The 15,612-nt window shown below is 66.9% G+C and carries 14 protein-coding genes; 9 read left to right on the top strand and 5 right to left on the bottom strand.

Features of this window, described 5'->3' with window-relative positions; all coding sequences use genetic code 11:
• Positions 1-167: 167 nt before the first annotated feature.
• Positions 168-1,031 (top strand): hypothetical protein, encoded by an 864-nt coding sequence (locus AB4Y92_RS12780; protein WP_441819987.1) that lies wholly within the window; start codon positions 168-170, stop codon positions 1,029-1,031.
• A 69-nt stretch (positions 1,032-1,100) separates the two neighbouring features.
• Here AB4Y92_RS12780 and AB4Y92_RS12775 read toward each other — a convergent pair whose 3' ends face one another.
• From AB4Y92_RS12775 to AB4Y92_RS12765, 3 genes are all read right to left on the bottom strand, one after another.
• A complete protein-coding gene (locus AB4Y92_RS12775) occupies positions 1,101-1,646 on the bottom strand; it encodes a hypothetical protein (protein WP_441819986.1) in 546 nt (181 codons plus the stop codon).
• Positions 1,647-1,805: 159 nt separating this feature from the next.
• On the bottom strand, positions 1,806-2,573 hold the full coding sequence (locus AB4Y92_RS12770; protein WP_187313212.1) for an ABC transporter permease: 768 nt from the start codon (positions 2,571-2,573) through the stop codon (positions 1,806-1,808).
• 47 nt (positions 2,574-2,620) lie between these two features.
• Positions 2,621-3,646, bottom strand: a complete 1,026-nt coding sequence (locus tag AB4Y92_RS12765) for an ABC transporter ATP-binding protein (RefSeq protein ID WP_441819985.1) — start codon at positions 3,644-3,646, stop codon at positions 2,621-2,623.
• Between the two features lie 267 nt (positions 3,647-3,913).
• Between AB4Y92_RS12765 and AB4Y92_RS12760 the strand changes: the two genes are divergently transcribed.
• The 4 genes from AB4Y92_RS12760 to AB4Y92_RS12745 all read left to right on the top strand — a co-directional run bounded on the left by AB4Y92_RS12760 (position 3,914) and on the right by AB4Y92_RS12745 (position 8,455).
• On the top strand, positions 3,914-4,660 hold the full coding sequence (locus AB4Y92_RS12760) for a ferredoxin--NADP reductase (RefSeq protein WP_441819984.1): 747 nt from the start codon (positions 3,914-3,916) through the stop codon (positions 4,658-4,660).
• Positions 4,661-4,906: 246 nt separating this feature from the next.
• Positions 4,907-6,463, top strand: a complete 1,557-nt coding sequence (locus AB4Y92_RS12755) for an alpha/beta hydrolase (protein ID WP_441819983.1) — start codon at positions 4,907-4,909, stop codon at positions 6,461-6,463.
• Between the two features lie 61 nt (positions 6,464-6,524).
• Complete coding sequence (locus tag AB4Y92_RS12750) at positions 6,525-7,271, top strand: ABC transporter ATP-binding protein (RefSeq protein ID WP_441819982.1); 747 nt, start codon at positions 6,525-6,527, stop codon at positions 7,269-7,271.
• Positions 7,268-8,455 carry an ABC transporter permease gene (locus AB4Y92_RS12745; protein WP_441819981.1) on the top strand — a complete coding sequence of 396 codons (1,188 nt, stop codon included), beginning with the start codon at positions 7,268-7,270 and terminating at the stop codon, positions 8,453-8,455. The genes AB4Y92_RS12750 and AB4Y92_RS12745 overlap by 4 nt, the downstream gene beginning before the upstream one ends.
• A gap of 108 nt (positions 8,456-8,563) precedes the next feature.
• Here AB4Y92_RS12745 and AB4Y92_RS12740 read toward each other — a convergent pair whose 3' ends face one another.
• Entirely contained in the window at positions 8,564-9,598 is a 1,035-nt protein-coding gene (locus tag AB4Y92_RS12740) for an energy transducer TonB (RefSeq protein WP_441819980.1), read from the bottom strand.
• Positions 9,599-10,062: 464 nt separating this feature from the next.
• On the opposite strand from AB4Y92_RS12740, the gene AB4Y92_RS12735 reads away from it, so the two are divergent.
• Both AB4Y92_RS12735 and AB4Y92_RS12730 read left to right on the top strand, forming a co-directional pair.
• Positions 10,063-11,121, top strand: a complete 1,059-nt coding sequence (locus AB4Y92_RS12735; RefSeq protein ID WP_441819979.1) for an SPFH domain-containing protein — start codon at positions 10,063-10,065, stop codon at positions 11,119-11,121.
• Complete coding sequence (locus AB4Y92_RS12730) at positions 11,121-12,230, top strand: hypothetical protein (protein WP_441819978.1); 1,110 nt, start codon at positions 11,121-11,123, stop codon at positions 12,228-12,230. The genes AB4Y92_RS12735 and AB4Y92_RS12730 overlap by 1 nt, the downstream gene beginning before the upstream one ends.
• 919 nt (positions 12,231-13,149) lie before the next feature.
• Here the strand turns inward: AB4Y92_RS12730 and AB4Y92_RS12725 are convergent.
• A complete protein-coding gene (locus tag AB4Y92_RS12725; protein WP_441819977.1) occupies positions 13,150-13,329 on the bottom strand; it encodes a hypothetical protein in 180 nt (59 codons plus the stop codon).
• 177 nt (positions 13,330-13,506) lie between these two features.
• Between AB4Y92_RS12725 and AB4Y92_RS12720 the strand changes: the two genes are divergently transcribed.
• Positions 13,507-14,709: an MFS transporter gene (locus AB4Y92_RS12720; protein ID WP_441819976.1), complete on the top strand. Its 1,203-nt coding sequence runs from the start codon at positions 13,507-13,509 to the stop codon at positions 14,707-14,709.
• A 40-nt stretch (positions 14,710-14,749) separates the two neighbouring features.
• On the top strand, positions 14,750-15,553 hold the full coding sequence (dkgB, locus tag AB4Y92_RS12715) for a 2,5-didehydrogluconate reductase DkgB (protein ID WP_441819975.1): 804 nt from the start codon (positions 14,750-14,752) through the stop codon (positions 15,551-15,553).
• Positions 15,554-15,612 lie beyond the last annotated feature (59 nt).

The following is a 15,612-nucleotide window of genomic DNA, read 5'->3' as shown; positions in this document are numbered from 1 at the left end:
CAAGGTTCCGGGCGCGAGCATCGCCTCGCTCGCGCACGCGTTCGAGCCGGCCCGCGCCGCCATGATTCGCCGACTGCGCCGCGACGCGCGGCGGCCGAACTCGCTACTCTTCGCGCTCGAACCGGGCCGCAGCCACCCATCGCCCCGACGCCTTGCCAGGACTCCGCATGCCGACCGCCGTCTCCGAAAACCGATCGCCCGTCTTCGTCCCGATGGCCGTCGCCTGGCTGGCGCTGATCCTGTCGGCGGCCTTCGTCCTGATCGGCACGATGACCACGCCCGCCGACGCGCGCGCGACCGCCTCGGCGGCGGCGCAGATCGTGCAGTGGCTGTGCTCGATCGGCCTGCTGTTCGGTTTCGTGTTGGTACTGGGCTGCGTGCTGGTCGATCGCCGCGGCACGCCGCGGCGCGCGTGGTTCGCGGTGCTGGCCGCGCTGGTGCTGATCTTCGGCCTCGGCGTGGCCTGGTCGATGGGACAGAACCAGGCCTTGGCCGCCTTGCTCAAGGATCGCAGCCGGCAGGACCTGCTGATCTGGGTGTCGGCGCTGGGCGCGGTCAAGGTAATCGCGATCAACGCCGTCGCGCTGCCGCTCGCCTGGCGGCTGGGCGGGCGCGGCGACACGCCGGTGAGCTGGAGTTCCGGGCAGCGCCGGGTGGTCGGCGCGCTGGTCGCGGCGAGCCTGTGCGCCGGTCTGTTGCTGCTGGTGCAGAACGTGGCCGCGGCCTTCACTTCGCTGGGCCAGGGCGAGCAGGGCGCGGGCATGAGCGTGGTCGCGCTCGCCGTCGGCGCGGTACACGGCCTGTTCGCCTTGGCGCTGCCGATGCGGCGCGGCGCGGGCGCGGTGCCGGCGCTGCTGTCGTCGCTGCTCACGCCGGTATTGATCGTCGCCGCCTCGCTGCCGGTGGTCACCGCCGGCGAAAGCTGGGACCTGCCCGCACGGATCACCGCGGTGCTGCTGATCCTGTTGTTCGCGCCGATGCTGTCGTGGCTGCTGGTGCGCTGGCTGCACGGGCGCGCCGGGCGCGGTTGACAAGCACGCGACCGGCAAACGAAAACGGCCCGCATCGCGGGCCGTTCCGGTTTCGCCGCAATGAAGGGCTCAGTACATGGCGAGGTCGCCGCAGCCCTTGAACGTGTCCATGCCGTCCACGTGCACGCTGACCGACTGCAGGTGCTTGTTGTCGCCGTCGTCGGTGCATTCCTGGCGGCTGATCTCGATGGTCATCGGCTTGGCGCCGTCCTTGCCGGTCAGCTCGCCGCTGAGCACGATCAGCGTGCTCGGCGCGTCGGCCGGCTGACCGTTGTAACGCGCGCTGCCGCTGGCCTTCTCGGTGCCGCTGCCCCAGGTCAGATCGACCTTGTGATTCATCTCGCCGGTGGCCTGGATCTCGATACTCCAATGTTCGCCGAAGCCCTTGAACGCGGGCACCGGGCTGACCTTGCCGACCTGATCGGCGCCGATCTTGCCCATCGGCTGGATGGTCTTGGGCGGGTCGGCGGGGGGCGTATCGGTCGCGGGCGCGGCGGTGTCGGCGGGCTTGTTCGCGCTCGCATCGGCCACCGCCGGATCGGCGGCCGGCGGTTTGGAACAGGCGGCGGCGAGAACCGCGACGGTGAGCATCGCGGCGAAAGGCATCAGGCGCATGGGCAACTCCTAAATCGAATCCGCCCGGTGCGGGCGTGGAGGTTGTAACGCGGCTACGGTGCAAATAGGGTCAAAAGGCTAGGAGTGAGTGCGCAGGAGTGAGGAGTGAGCGAAAGCAAAAACTCACTCCTCACTCCTGCGCACTCACTCCTGCTTTAATCAACTGCGCAACCCCACGCCGCGCTTGAGCAGCCACAGCGCCAGCGACGACAGCCCGACCACGAAGGCCAGCATCAGCGCATAGGCGACCAGCACCGGCACGTCGCTGCTGCCGAGCAGGCCGTAGCGGAACGCATTGACCATGTAGAAGATCGGGTTGGCGTGGGTGGCGGCCTCGGCCCAGGCCGGCAACAGCTTGACCGAATAGAACACGCCGCCCAGGTAGGTCAGCGGGGTCAGGATGAAGGTCGGGACGATGGCGACGTCGTCGAACTTCTTCGCATACACCGCGTTGATGAAGCCGGCCAGCGAGAAGATCGTCGCGCCCAGCAGCACGGTGGTGAAGGTCACCAGCGGATGCGGCACCCGCACCTTGGTGAAGAACATCGCGATCAGCAGCACGATCGCGCCGACCATCAGCCCGCGCAGCACCGCGCCGGCCACGTAGCCCCACAGGATCACCCAGTTCGGCATCGGGCTGACCAGCAGTTCCTCGACATGGCGGCCGAACTTGGCGCCGAAGAAGCTCGAGGAAATATTGCCGTAGCTGTTCTGGATCACGCTCATCATCACCAGGCCGGGGACGATGAACTCCATGTAGGTGTAACCGCCCATGTCGCCGATGCGCGAGCCGATCAGGCCGCCGAAGATCAGGAAGTACAGGGTCATGGTGATCGCCGGCGGCACCAGGGTCTGCCCCCAGATCCGCAGGATGCGCGCGACTTCGCGCCGCACGATGGTGCCCAGCGCGACCAGGTTGCGGCGCATGGAAGTGGGCTGAATCGCGTCGGCCGGTTGCACCGGAAGCGTCTGGCTCATGCGGCGGTCTCCGTCGTTGCGGGGGTCGGTTCGGAGGGTTGGTTGATCATGCGCACGAACAGTTCTTCCAGTCGGTTGGACTTGGTGCGCATCGAGCGCACGCGGATGCCGGCTTCGCCGAGCGCGGCGAAGACGCGGTTGAGATCCATCGCGCGCGGCATTTCCAGATCCAGGGTGTGATCGTCGGTGGCGAGGATGGTCGCGCCTTCGATCGCCGGCAGCGTCGCCGGCACAGTGCCGTCGATGTCGAGCAGGAAGCCTTCCACGTCCAGCATCGCCAGCAGCGCGCGCATCGGGCCCTGCTGGACGATACGGCCCTGGTCGATGATCGCCAGGTTGCGGCACAGGTTCTCGGCTTCTTCCAGGTAGTGCGTGGTCAGGATGATGGTGGTGCCGGCGGCGTTGATCTCGCGCAGGGTCTTCCACATGCCGCGGCGGATTTCGATGTCCACACCGGCCGTGGGTTCGTCCAGGATCAGCAGGCGCGGGCGGGTCATCATGGCGCGCGCGATCATCAGCCGGCGCTTCATGCCGCCCGACAGCGTGCGGCTCATCATCGTGGCCTTTTCCCACAGCTGGGCGCGCTTGAGCTCTTCCTCGGCGCGCTGCAGCGCGACCGCGCGCGGCACGCCGTAGAAGCCGGCGTAGTTGACCAGGATGTCGAGCGGCTTCTCGAACATGTTGAAGTTGAGCTCCTGCGGCACCAGGCCGATCAGGCGCATCGCTTCGCTGCGGTTGCCGGTCAAGTCGGTGCCGAAGATCTCCACCGAGCCTTCGCTGAGATTCACCAGCGAGCTGACGATGCCGATCAGGGTGGACTTGCCGGCGCCGTTGGGGCCGAGCAGGGCGAAGAAGTCGCCCGGGGCGACGTTCAGGGACACGCCCTTGAGCGCCTGAACTTTGTTGTCGTAGGTCTTGCGCAGGTCGCGCACACACAAGGCGGGCACCGAAGCGGACGCGGGGGCACCGGAGTGCGCCGTTGCCGAACCGGGTCCCGTGGCGGGGGCCGTTGGCTGGGTCATTGCGGAAGGTTCTCGGATCGCTGGCCGCGGGCCTCGCGGCGAATGGCTTAGTATAGGCGGCCCCGTGGCGGTACTCCGGCCACAGACTGTTGCGAAATCCCGCGTTGCCTCGCCCAGGACGGGCCGAACCTCGCCCTGGACAGGCTTTGCGCCCACCCGGCTTTGCGCAGGCGGTCGCCTCGATCATCGCGACGGGGCCGGCCGGGCCCCTCCCGCGTCCGATCGCGCCGCAAGCCGGCCGGACCGTCCACCGAGAATGCGACCTACATGAAGCAATTCCCGCTCAAGCTCGTCTCGCGCAGGATGCTGGCGCCCAGCGTCGGCCACTACGTGTTTCTGCGCGACGACGGCGAGCCGCTGGATTACATCCCCGGCCAGTTCATCCAGATCCATTTCCAATACGCCGACGGCACCGCGACCAAGCGCAGCTATTCGCTGGCGACCATCCACGACCACGCGCTGGGCCCGGGCGAGGAAGTGGAGATCGCGGTCAGCTACGTGCCCGGCGGCGCGGCGACGGCCTTGTTCGAAGGCTTGAGCGAAGGCGATCCGGTCCTGGCCAGCGGCCCGTTCGGGCGTTTCTGCCTGATGCCGGGCGACGCCAACCAGCGTTATCTGCTGATCGGCACCGGCACCGGCGTCACCCCGTACCGGGCGATGCTGCCGCAGTTGCAGGCTCTGATCCGCGAGCGCGGCATCCAGGTGGTGCTGCTGTTCGGCGCGCGCACCCCGGACGAGCTGCTGTACGGCGACGAGTTCCGCGCCTTCGCCGATCGCGAGCCCAACTTCCGCTTCGTCCCGTGCTTCTCGCGCGAGCTGCCCGAGCAGCCGCACGCCGATGTGCGCCATGGCTATGTGCAGCAGTTCCTGGACGAATTCGCGCCGGACGCGAACGGCGATATCGCTTATCTGTGCGGCAATCCGAACATGGTCGATGCCTGTTTCGAGGCGCTGAAGGGGCATGGGCTGCCGGTGCCGCAGATTCGGCGTGAGAAGTACGTTTCGTCTAAGTAAGGCTTAAGAGCGAATCCCCCCTGCCCCCCTTTTTCAAAGGGGGGAACAGCAAAAGCCTGGAGCCGCCGCGCGTTAACCGTTGCCCCCTTTAAAAAAGGGGGCACGCGCCTGCGCAGCCCCCATCCCGGGCCGTAGCCCACCGCGCGGGGGATTCGCTCTTCAACCACCGCGATCAGTCACATTCTTCCCGAAGCCCCCGTCTGTCATCCTTGAAGGCGCACCCGCCTTGGGGAAGAGACTCGGACCATGCATCGATTCGGATACGCACAGCGGCCGCGCTACGCGGCCTTGGGATTGGCCGCGGCCTTCGCGGTACTGGCTTTGGCCGGTTGCAATAACGCCGGTACGCAAGCCGCGGCCAGCGGCGGCGCCGGCAAGACGGCGGCGGTGAAGCGCCACTACGGCCGCATCGTGTTCGATCCGTGCACGCTGTCCTCGGCCTACGCCGCCGGCACCATCGCCGCCCAGTGCGCGACCTTCAAGGTTCCGGAAAACCACGCCGCGCCGAACGGGCGCACGATCGACCTGCACATCGCCTGGCTGCCGCCCACCGATGAGAGCGCGGTCGACGACGATCCGGTGTTCTTCCTCGCCGGCGGCCCCGGCCAGGCCGCGACCGAATCGTGGCCGCTGGTCGATGGCGCCTTCCGCGAAGTGCGCAAGCACCGCAGCATCGTCCTGGTAGACCAGCGCGGCACCGGCCGGTCCACGCCGCTGACCTGCCGCGAGGCGGCCGGCGACAGCGACGGCGGCCAGAGCGAGCAGGCCATGCTCGACAACTCGGTCGCCGCGGTCGAACGCTGCGCCAAGTCGCTGAAGGTCGATGCGCGCTACTTCACCACCACCGACGCCATCGCCGACCTCGACCTTGTGCGCACGGCGATCGGCGCGGCCAAGATCGACGTGGTCGGCGTCTCCTACGGCACCCGCGTCGCCCAGCAGTACGCCGGCCGTTATCCGCAGCACACCCGCGCGGTCGTGCTCGACGGCGTGGCGCCGAACGAACTGGTGCTGGGCAGCGAGCACGCGCGCAATCTGGATTCGGCGCTGGCCGCGCAGTTCAAGCTGTGCCAGCAGACCCCGGCCTGCCGCGCGCGTTTCGGCGGCGAGCCGCGCGAGCAGTTGCGCCGGCTGATGGCGCGCCTGCAGGCCGCGCCGGTCGAGGTCGATTACCGCGATCCCAGCACCGGCGAACAGCTGCGCGAGAAGGTCACTTCCGGCCACGTGGCGATGCTCACGCGCATGTTCTCCTACGCGCCGGAAGCGGCTTCGCTGCTGCCGCTGATGCTCAACGAAGCCGACCAGGGCCGCTACGCGCCGCTGATGTCGCTGTCGAAGATGCTCGGCAGCCAGCTCAGCGAAGAACTCAACTACGGCATGCAGCTGTCGGTGACCTGCGCCGAGGACGCGGACCTGTTCGTCGCCGATCCGGCCGACGCCGACACCGTGCTCGGCGATGCGATGACCAAGGTGCTGCAGGCGCAGTGCAAGGTCTGGCCGACCGGCCAGCGGCCGAAGGATTTCCACGCGCCGTTCGCCTCGCCCTTGCCGGTGCTGCTGCTGTCGGGCGAACTCGATCCGGTCACCCCGCCGCGCTACGGCGAGCAAGTGCTCAAGCACCTGCCCAACGGCCGCCACCTGATCCTGCGCGGCCAGGGCCACGGCGCCCTGCGCATCGGCTGCACGCCCAAGCTGCTGGGCCAGTTCATCGAAACCGCCAACGCCAAGCAGTTGGACGCGCGCTGCCTGGACGCGCTGGGCTACGTGCCGCCGTTCGTTTCGTTCAATGGGTGGGAACCCTGAGAGCCGGGAATCATGCCGCTCTCGCCATTCCCGATTCCCCATTCCCCATTCCCGGATTCCTATGATCACCGCCCACGATCTGCATAAATCCTTCAAGACCAAGACCGGCCTGGTGCAGGCCGTGCAAGGGGTCGATTTCGAAGCCCGCGACGGCGAGATCACCGGCTTGCTCGGACCCAACGGCGCCGGCAAGACCACCACGCTGCGCATGCTCTACACGCTGATGCAGCCCGATCGCGGCGAAGTGCGCGTCGATGGCATGGACGCGGCCAAGCAGGCGGCCGCGGTGCGGCGCGCGCTGGGCGTGCTGCCCGATGCGCGCGGCGTCTACAAGCGCCTGACCGCGCGCGAGAACATCGCCTACTTCGGCGAACTGCACGGCATGGGCCGCGCCCAGATCGATCAGCGCACCCGCGCGCTGTCGCAGGCGCTGGACATGGACGACATCCTCGACCGTCAGACCGAGGGTTTCTCGCAAGGCCAGCGCACCAAGACCGCGATCGCGCGCGCGCTGGTGCACGACCCGCGCAACGTGATCCTGGACGAACCCACCAACGGCCTGGACGTGATGACCACGCGGGCGATGCGCGGCTTCCTGCGCGGCCTGCGCGAGGAAGGACGCTGCGTGATCTTCTCCAGCCACATCATGCAAGAGGTGGCCGCGCTGTGCGATCGCATCGTGATCATCGCCAAGGGCCAGGTGGTCGCCGCCGGCACCGCCGATGAACTGCGCGCGCACACCGGCGAAGACAATCTGGAAGACGCCTTCGTAAAGGCGATCGGCAGCGACGAGGGACTGCACGCATGAAGACCGGGACTTTCGCCGCCATGTGGTCGGTGATCCGCAAGGAACTGCGCGACATCTCGCGCGACCGCCGCACCCTGGCCATCACCCTGCTGATGGGCCCGCTGCTGTATCCGCTGCTGATGCTGGGCATGGGCTCGCTGGCCGAGAACCGCGCCCGCACCCAGCTGGACACCGCGTTGCGGGTGCCGGTGCGCGGCGCCGAGCACGCGCCCAACCTGATCAAGTTCCTGGCCACGCAGAACATCGTCGCCATTGCCGCACCCAAGGATCTGGACGCGGCGATCCAGAGCCAGGACAGCGACGTCGGCCTGATCATCAGCAAGGACTACGCAAAGGATTGGAAGGACGGCCAGCCGGCGCTGGTGGAAATCGTCCAGGACAGCACCCGCCGCGACGCCGAAATCCCCAGCCGGCGCGTACGCGCGGCGCTGGAAGGCTACAGCCGCCAGGTCGGCGCGCTGCGGCTGCTGGCGCGCGGGATCTCGGCCAACATCGTCCAGCCGGTCAACGTCGGCGATCGCGATGTCGCCACGCCCGAGGCCAAGCGCGGCCTGGTGCTGTCGGCGCTGCTGCCGTATCTGCTGATCATGACCTCCTTCATCGGCGGCGCGTACCTGATCATCGACGCCACCGCCGGCGAGCGCGAACGCCAGTCGCTGGAGCCGCTGCTGGCCACGCCGGCGCCGCGCGGGGCGATCGTCAGCGGCAAGATCGCCGCGGCCTGCATCCTGGGCCTGTTCTCGCTGCTGCTGACCCTGCTCGCCTTCAAGCTCAGCGCGCAGATGACCACCGGCATCGGCCGCATGCTCGACGTCGGCCTGCCGGCGATCGGCAAGATGCTGCTGATCCTGATGCCGATGTCGTTCATCGGCACCGCCCTGCTGACCTACCTGTCGGCCGCGGCCAAGAGCCTGAAGGAAGCGCAGAGCCACATCACCTGGCTGATGCTGATGCCGCTGATCCCGACCTTCGTGTTGATGGTCAATCCGCTCAAGACCCAGCTGTGGCAGTTCACGGTGCCGTTCCTGGCGCAGAACCAGCTGCTGCTGAAAGTGATCCGCGGCGAAGCGATCTCCGGCCAGACCTGGGCGGTGTACCTGGCCACCGCGTTCGGGCTGGCGGCGCTGCTGTGGTTCGCGGCGGTGCGGCGTTATCACAACGAGCAGCTGGCGATTTCCGGCTGAGGCCGGCGATGAGCGGCCGCCGCGGTGTCGCGGCGGCCGCGGCGTCAGACAAAAAAAGCCCGGCTTGCGCCGGGCTTTTGTTTTGCCGATGGGTTCGAACCGGGGCGATCAGCCGCCCGGGTTGAAGCCGATCGTGCGGCGCGTGGTGACCGGTCCGGGAACCGGCTGGAAACGCCACTTGCGCACCGCGTTGACCGCTTCGCGATCGAACACCCGCGCCGGGTTGGAACGCACCACGCGCGCGGCCGTGACCGAGCCGTCGGTGCCGACGGTGAACTCGACCTGGACCTCGCCGGAGGTGCCGGCGCGCAAGGCTTCCGGCGGATACCGCGGGGCCGGCGTGGACACTGCGCGCAGATCGCTCGGCGAGCCCGTCGCGGCGGCGGCCGGAGCCGGACGCTCGGGCGCGGCGGCCGGTTCGGGGGCGCTGCGTTGTTCGGCGGCGCGTTGCTCGGCGGCTTTCTGCTCCGCGGCGCGCTGGGTCGCGGCCTGGCGCTCGGCGGCCTGCTGGGTCGCCAGTTGCTGGGCGGCCTGCTGCTGCTGTTGCTTCTGCTGGTCCAGACGGGTCTTTTCCAGCTCGGCCTGCTTCTTGGCCTGTTCCTCGGCGGTGAGCTTTTCCTGCTCGGCGCGCTTGGTCACCCCGTCCTGGGCGGCGGTGATGCTGGCCTTCAGACGGGCCAACGCCGGATGCTGGGCGTCGGCGCGTTCGATCAGCGCGGCCAGGCGCTGGGCTTCGGCAAAGTCCTCGCGGCCCACGCTCTGTTCGGTCGCGATGACCGTCATCGGCAGCAGGTCGGTCAGCGCGCTGGAGGCGACCGCATCGGCCGGCGCTTTTTCGCGCAGGGCCAGGTAGTACTCGACGGCGTTGTCCTCGGCCGGCGCGTAGAGACGGTTTTCCACATACGCCTTGCGCGCGGCTTCGCGCAATTGGTCCACCGTCAGGGCCGAGACCTTGGCCGAAACGGCGTTCTGCGCGGTCACCGCCGGTGCGGTGGCGGCGGGCGCGGGCGTCGCGTCCGTGGCGGGCGCGGCGTCTTCTTTTTTCCCGCAGGCGGCCAGCGCGCATCCGAGCGCGAGCACGACGGAAACCTGCTTTACAACGCACAGCCGGCTGCTACGCCGGTCATAGTTAGCGACGATCATTGGTAAAAGCTCCCCTGAAGTACGCGAGACCCGTCCGATACGGGGCCGGGCGCACGTCCGATAGGACGCGCTAGCGGGCCGCGTTTGTCAAGCATTCAGGTTGCGGTGGTCCCCGGGATGGGCGTCAGATGCCGAGTGTGCCACCCATCGCGCCGCCGACCGATACCGGGTGTGTCGGTTTGCGCCGCAACGCGCGACCGCCGCCACAGTTCGCAGCCATGCGCGAGCGGCGCGCCCGGCACGTCCCGAACCCCTGTCGCAGTTGTGAAACGCGGCCGCGCCGGCCCCGGCGCCGGACTGCGCGGACGGGTGCGCGGCCCCGGACCGGGCCGCCCCGATCCGGCCCCGTGCGCGCCGGCCGCCGGCATCGCCGCGGCGCCGCGATCGCCGCCGTCGCCGATGCCCGGGCCGCCATCGGCGTGCTCTAGAATCGCCGCACCACAGGCAGGAAGCGGGAGCGGGTCATGAGCATTCTGGGTTTCATCAAGGGCGAGCTGCTGGAGATCATCGAGTGGACCGATGACTCGCGCGACACGCTGTCGTTCCGCTACCCGGACGACGACAAGGAGATCAAGAACGGCGCCCAGCTGATCGTGCGCGAGTCGCAGCAGGTGCAGTTCGTCGCCGCCGGCCAGTACGCGGACCTGTTCAATCCCGGCAAGCACACGCTCAAAACCGAGAACATCCCGATCCTGTCCACCATCCTGGGCTGGAAGTACGGCTTCAACTCGCCGTTCAAATGCGATGTCTATTTCCTCAACACGCGTTTGTTCACCGGCAACAAGTGGGGCACCTCCAACCCGGTGATGATGCGCGACGCCGACTTCGGCGTGGTCCGCCTGCGCGCGTTCGGCACCTACGACTTCCGCATCGTCGATGCGCCCAAGTTCCTGCGCGAAGTCGCCGGCACCGACCAGAATTTCCGTCTCGACGAATTCGCCGACACCATGCGTTCGCGCATCGTCAGCGTGTTCACCGATGCGCTCGCCACCGCCAAGGTGCCGGCGCTCGATGTCGCCTCGCGCTACGGCGAACTCGGCGATGCGTTGCTGCCGATCATCAACCCGGCGATGACTTCCAAGTACGGCATCGAGATCACCAGTTTCCTGCTGGAAAACGTCTCGGTGCCGCCGGAAGTGGAGAAGGCCATCGATGCGCGTTCCAGCATGGGCGCGGTCGGCAATCTCAACGACTACGTCAAATTCCAGATGGGCACCTCGATGGCCAACGGCAGCGACGGCGGCGCGGCCGGCGGCGCGGCGCAGATGGCGATCGGTTTCGGCATGGCCCAGGAAATGATGCGCAGCATGCAGAACAATACTGCTGCCGCGCCCGCGGCCGGTGCCGCGGCGGCCCCTTCCGATGCGCTGGACGTGCTCACGCCCGAACAAGCAGCGGCCAAGCTGGGCGTATCGGTCGAAGACGTGATGGCCGCGATCGCCTCGGGCGATCTGAAGGCGCGCAAGATCGGCAACGCCACCCGCATCGCCAAGGCCGCGCTCGAAGAATTCCTGCGCGGCTGATGGACAGCGCCACCGTCGGAAAACATCCCTGCCCGGAGTGCGGCGGGGATCTGCAATGGAATGCGGCCAAGCAGTCGCTGGCCTGTCCCTATTGCGGCACCATCGTGCCCTGGTCGCCCGCGCAGGAAGCGCAGGGCGAGCAGGTGGCCGAGCTGGATCTGGTCAAGGCCCTGGCCGAGCATCCGGCCGATCAGCGCGGCTACGGCGACGATGCCCAGCGCCGCGAAGTGCAGTGCCAAAGCTGCAAGGCGATCTCGGTGTTCGTCGACGGCAAGGTCGCCGATCGCTGCGAATTCTGCGGTTCGCCGTCGATCATCGACCACCAGTCGCTCGGCGACGCGGTCACGCCGCAAAGCCTGCTGCCGTTCAAGATCAGCGACGGCCAGGTGCGCGACTCGATCCGCAAGTGGTACGGCACGCGCTGGTTCGCGCCGAACCGGCTCAAGAGCGCGGCATTGACCGACACGCTCAAGGGCATCTACCTGCCGTACTGGACCTTCGACGCCCACGTCTCGGCCAGTTGGACGGCTGAGGCCGGTTATCACTACTACGAAACCGAAAGCTACACCGAGAACGGCGAGCGCAAGACCCGTCAGGTGCAGCGCACGCGTTGGGAAGACGCCTCGGGTTCGCTGCAGCATTTCTTCGACGACGAACTGGTGCCGGGCACGGTCGGCGTGCACCAGGATTTGTTGCAGCAGATCGGGACGTTTCCGACCACCACGGACTTGAAGGCGTACTCGCCGGAATTCGTGCGCGGTTGGTTGGTGGAGCGTTACCAGGTGGATCTGCGCCAGGCCGCGCAGCGCGGCGAAGCGTCGATGCAGGAGCAGACCCGCGCCTTGTGTTCGGCCGACGTACCGGGCGATACGCAGCGCAATCTGCAGGTGCAGGCGAGTTTTCGCGGCCGCACCTTCAAGCACATCCTGGTGCCGGTGTGGCTGGTCAGCTACACCTACGGCTCGCGCAGTTTCCAGGTGTTGGCCAACGGCTACACGGGGCAGATCGCGGGTGAGCGGCCTTATAGCTGGGTGAAGATTTTCTTCGCTTCGTTGGCGGCGTTGATCGTGGCGATGTTGTTGCTGATGGTGTTTGGCGGCAATCGCTGAGTGCGGTTGCGCGGGATCGCGCGACCCTTTTCGTGTTGAACGATTCGGCCGGCTTTGTCGGCCGATTGTTTCTGCGTGTCTGGGCGACAGCGCGGCGAAGTAATTGAGCATCCACTGAGATGTCGAGTGCGGCGATAGCGACGGCTGCTATTGCTGCTGTTGCTGTTGCTGTTGCTGTTGCTGTTGCTGTTGCTGTTGCTGTTGCCAAGATTTTGCTTCGTTTCGCCTCTTCTTTTGTCGTTGCTGGGCGCGGCTGGTTACTCGCGAGACCGATGGACACCCGAAGGGCGGCGCACATGGACGTGCGCCGGGTGCCACCTTGGGCAGGATGCCCAATGTGGCACCTGCCTGCGCAGGCTACGCACTCGTGGCTTTTGACTCGAAACAGCCAATGCGTTTTCTTTGGTTACTTTCTTTGTCGCTTTGGACAAAGAAAGTGACCCGCCGCTTTATGGCGGAAGCGTTTAGCGTTTGATCTTGCTTGTTGCGTTTGATCTTGCTTGAAGCGTTGAAGCTTCTAAGGAACCTGAAAGCCCCTGACCGAAACAACCAGACCTGCGCACTCCCTCCTACCGTCATTCTCGCGAAAGCGGGAATCCAGCGACTTCAAGCGTTCTCGCACGAAAGGCCCTGGATTCCCGCTTTCGCGGGAATGACGAGCAAAAGAAGCCTCAAGCGAGAGCGAGATCAAACGTCTAAGCAAGATCAAACGCATGAAGCTTCCGCCATGGAGCGGCGGGTCACTTTCTTTGTCCAAAGCCACAAAGAAAGTAACCAAAGAAAAGGCTTTAGCTGTTTCGAATCAAGAGCCACGAGTGCGATGCCTGCGCAGGCAGGTGCCACATTGGGCATCCTGCCCAAGGTGGCACCCGGCGCACGTCCATGTGCGCCGCCCTCCGGGTGTCCCTGGTCTCGCGAGTTACAGGCCGCGCCCAGCAACGACAAAAACAAAGGCGAAGCGAAGCAAAATCTTGGCGACGGCAACAACAACAGCAGCAGCAACGACAACAACAACAACAACAACGACAACGACTGCGGCAGCTAGCGACAGCGACAGCGACAGCGACAGCGACAGCGACAGCGACAGCGACAGCGACAAGGCTAAAACGGTCTTCAGCGGTGGAAGCCTGGCAAGCCAGTCGGCCCAAACGCCCAGACAAGTCGAGGGGTGGGTCGCAACTATTGATTAAATATCAACAGTAATTCGCCCAGAACCCCATTTTTCAGCAAACCCGCCCAGCCGACACTGCGCATCCCCATCCACCGGATGCCCGCCATGCCCCTCGCCCTCCTGGCCTTGACCCTCGGCGCCTTCGCCATCGGCACCACCGAGTTCGTCATCGTCGGCCTGATCCCCACCATCGCCGAAGACCTCGGCGTCAGCCTGCCCTCGGCCGGGTTGCTGGTCAGCCTGTACGCCCTCGGCGTCGCCATCGGCGCGCCGCTGCTGACCGCGCTGACCGGGCGCGTGCCGCGCAAGACCCTGCTGGTCGGGCTGATGGCGCTGTTCACCGTCGGCAACCTCGTCGCCTGGATGGCGCCGGGCTACACCACGCTGATCGTCGCGCGCATCCTCACCGGCCTCGCCCACGGCGTGTTCTTTTCGGTCGGCTCGATCATCGCCACCAGCCTGGTGCCGAAGGACAAGGCCGCCAGCGCTATCGCCACCATGTTCAGCGGCATGACCGTCGCCTTCGTCACCGGCATTCCGATGGGCACCTTCATCGGCCAGCACTTCGGCTGGCGCACCACGTTCCTGGTAGTCGCCGCGTTCGGCCTGATCGCGATGCTCGGCAGCGCCTTGTTCGTGCCGAAGAAGATCGCCCACAGCGCGCCGGCGCCGCTGCTCAAGCAAGCCGCGGTGCTGCTGCAACCGCGCCTGTTGCTGGTCTATGCGATGACCGCGGTCGGTTACGGTGGCTCGCTGATCGCCTTCACTTACCTCGCGCCGATCCTGCAGGACATCGCCGGTTTCAGCCCGAACATGGTCAGCCTGGTGCTGCTGGCCTACGGCATCTCGGTCGCCTTCGGCAATGTCTGGGGCGGCAAGCTCGCCGACCGCAACGGCCCGATCAAGGCGCTGAAGACGATCTTCCTGCTGCTGGCTTCGGTGCTGTTCGTGCTCAGCTTCACGGCGCACAGCCAGTGGCTGGTGGTACTCACGGCGCTGGCCTGGGGCGCGGTCGCGTTCGGCAACGTGCCGGGCCTGCAGGTGTACGTGGTCAAGCAGGCCGAACATTACTCGCCGCAGGCGGTCGATGTCGCCGCCGGTTTCAATATCGCCGCGTTCAATCTGGGCGTCGCCGGCGGCTCCTGGGCCGGCGGACTGGTCGTGGCCCACATGGGCCTGGGCCACACGCCGTGGGTCGGTGCGCTGGTGGTGCTCGGCGCGTTCGGCCTGACCGCATGGAGCGGCTGGCTCGACCGTCGCGACGGCCTGCCCGATCGCGCCAGCGGCGCCGTCGTCGCCGCGCACTGATCCGTTTCTCTCTTCCCCCAATCCACCACGAGGTTTCGCCATGACCATTCCCGCCTTCGGCCTGGGCACTTTCCGTCTCAAGGGCCAGACCGTCATCGATTCGGTACGCAACGGCCTGGAGGTCGGCTATCGCGTCATCGACACCGCGCAGATCTACGACAACGAATCCGAAGTCGGCCAGGCCATCGCCGACAGCGGCGTGGCCCGCGACGACTTGTTCATCACCACCAAGATCTGGGTCGCCAATCTGTCCAAGGACAAGCTGATCCCGAGCCTGCGCGACAGCCTGCGCAAGCTGCGCACCGACCGCGTCGATCTGACCTTGATCCATTGGCCCTCGCCAAACGATGCGGTTTCTGTCGCCGAGTTCATGAGCGCCCTAGCCCAGGCCAAGCTGCAGGGGCTGACCGGCGCGATCGGCGTGTCCAACTTCAATATCGACCTGATGCAACGCGCGATCGACGTGGTCGGCGCGGACGAAATCGCGACCAACCAGGTCGAGCTGCATCCGTATCTGCAGAACCGCAAGCTCGCCGCCTTCGCGAAGCAGCGCGGCATCCACCTGACCTCGTACATGACCTTGGCCTACGGCAAGGTGCTCAGCGATCCGGTCGTCGCCTACACCGCGCGCAAGCACGACGCCACGCCCGCGCAGGTCGCGCTGGCCTGGGCGATGCAGCTGGGCTACGCGGTGATTCCGTCCTCGACCAAGCGCGAGAACCTCGCGAGCAATCTGCTGGCGACCTCGCTGCGCTTGAGCGACGACGATATGCAGCGCATCGCCGCGCTGGATCGCGGCGAGCGCCTGACCGATCCGGACAGCCTCGCCCCGGCCTGGGATTGATCCGCGCGTGCCGCCGCGCCGATGCGCGCGGCGGCGCGACTACCGCGCCACGCATCCGG

Origin of the sequence: Lysobacter sp. TAB13 (assembly GCF_052113885.1) — a bacterium.
Classification (GTDB): domain Bacteria; phylum Pseudomonadota; class Gammaproteobacteria; order Xanthomonadales; family Xanthomonadaceae; genus Lysobacter; species Lysobacter gummosus.
This window is presented reverse-complemented; position numbering and strand designations above follow the sequence as displayed.

Coding starts and splice junctions, on each gene's coding strand:
- AB4Y92_RS12780 (WP_441819987.1), top strand. CDS start 168: ATGCCGACCGCCGTCTCCGAAAACCGATCGCCCGTCTTCGTCCCGATG.
- AB4Y92_RS12775 (WP_441819986.1), bottom strand. CDS start 1,646: ATGCGCCTGATGCCTTTCGCCGCGATGCTCACCGTCGCGGTTCTCGCC.
- AB4Y92_RS12770 (WP_187313212.1), bottom strand. CDS start 2,573: ATGCGCCGCAACCTGGTCGCGCTGGGCACCATCGTGCGGCGCGAAGTC.
- AB4Y92_RS12765 (WP_441819985.1), bottom strand. CDS start 3,646: ATGACCCAGCCAACGGCCCCCGCCACGGGACCCGGTTCGGCAACGGCG.
- AB4Y92_RS12760 (WP_441819984.1), top strand. CDS start 3,914: ATGAAGCAATTCCCGCTCAAGCTCGTCTCGCGCAGGATGCTGGCGCCC.
- AB4Y92_RS12755 (WP_441819983.1), top strand. CDS start 4,907: ATGCATCGATTCGGATACGCACAGCGGCCGCGCTACGCGGCCTTGGGA.
- AB4Y92_RS12750 (WP_441819982.1), top strand. CDS start 6,525: ATGATCACCGCCCACGATCTGCATAAATCCTTCAAGACCAAGACCGGC.
- AB4Y92_RS12745 (WP_441819981.1), top strand. CDS start 7,268: ATGAAGACCGGGACTTTCGCCGCCATGTGGTCGGTGATCCGCAAGGAA.
- AB4Y92_RS12740 (WP_441819980.1), bottom strand. CDS start 9,598: ATGATCGTCGCTAACTATGACCGGCGTAGCAGCCGGCTGTGCGTTGTA.
- AB4Y92_RS12735 (WP_441819979.1), top strand. CDS start 10,063: ATGAGCATTCTGGGTTTCATCAAGGGCGAGCTGCTGGAGATCATCGAG.
- AB4Y92_RS12730 (WP_441819978.1), top strand. CDS start 11,121: ATGGACAGCGCCACCGTCGGAAAACATCCCTGCCCGGAGTGCGGCGGG.
- AB4Y92_RS12720 (WP_441819976.1), top strand. CDS start 13,507: ATGCCCCTCGCCCTCCTGGCCTTGACCCTCGGCGCCTTCGCCATCGGC.
- dkgB (WP_441819975.1), top strand. CDS start 14,750: ATGACCATTCCCGCCTTCGGCCTGGGCACTTTCCGTCTCAAGGGCCAG.